We start from the raw sequence: 1,006 nt of genomic DNA on the forward strand, positions 1-1,006 counted from the left end.
GTAAGCGGCATGGACACCATTATCCAATGCCCAGCGATTAAAGACCGTATGTCCCGAACCATAGACCATGTCATAAACGGTACTTGTTGGTGTAAATATCTCGGCGGACACTTGTGGAAGTTCACCGCTCAACCCTGAAGAAGTAGAGTTAATGATCACATCAAAGCCTTCATACACCTCATCAAGTCCAATGCCTGAGACATTACCAAAGGAAGTAAACATTTCTGCGAGTAGTTGTGCTTTAGAAGCAGTACGGTTGGCAATCACTAATTGGCGAGGACTGTGGTCAAGCAATGGCTTAATCACTCCTCTTGCTGCACCGCCAGCTCCAAGCAACAAAATACGAGCGTCTTTTAATACTACTTGGTGTAGCAATAAATCTTGGACGAGCCCCTCACCGTCGGTGTTGTCACCAATGATCTCGCCATCATCAAGCTTTTTAAGCGTATTCACAGCGCCAGCTAGTTGAGCTCGCTCAGTTAGACGATCCGCAAATTGGTATGCGTCTTCTTTAAACGGTGCTGTGACGTTACAGCCTTTACCACCATTGCCAAAGAAATCTTTCGCTGCATTGAGAAAATCACCGGGCTCAGGCTGTTGAGATGTATAGGTAAGTTGCTGGTTCGTTTGGCGAGCAAATAGCGTATGAATAAATGGTGATTTACTTTGACTAATTGGGTTTCCAAAAACGGCATAGCGATCTATGTACTGTGTCATATCCTTACCTAACAGAGCTTATGAAAAAAGGTCATCGAATGATGACCCTATCACTATACCTATAAGGAAGGAAGTCTTACCAAACTCTAGGTTTTAAATAGTCTGTGTACAGTAGCGCCTCTGGTGAACCCTCTTGAGGTTCGTATCGATACTCCCATCGTGCCAATGGTGGCATCGACATCAGAATCGACTCGGTACGCCCACCACTTTGTAGACCAAATAGGGTGCCACGGTCATAAACTAGATTAAATTCAACATAGCGGCCACGACGATAGACTTGGAAATCGCG

General features: G+C 45.1%; 2 protein-coding genes. Both read right to left on the minus strand.

What is annotated here, in order from left to right; all coding sequences use genetic code 11:
* On the minus strand, positions 1 to 717 hold a 717-nt coding region (gene aroE / locus KIV40_RS31615), incomplete at its 3' end, for a shikimate dehydrogenase (RefSeq protein ID WP_285353268.1).
* Between the two features lie 76 nt (positions 718 to 793).
* A partial coding sequence (locus KIV40_RS31620) for a coproporphyrinogen III oxidase (RefSeq protein ID WP_285353270.1) occupies positions 794 to 1,006 on the minus strand: 213 nt, incomplete at its 5' end.

This window comes from Vibrio sp. D173a (assembly GCF_030248475.1).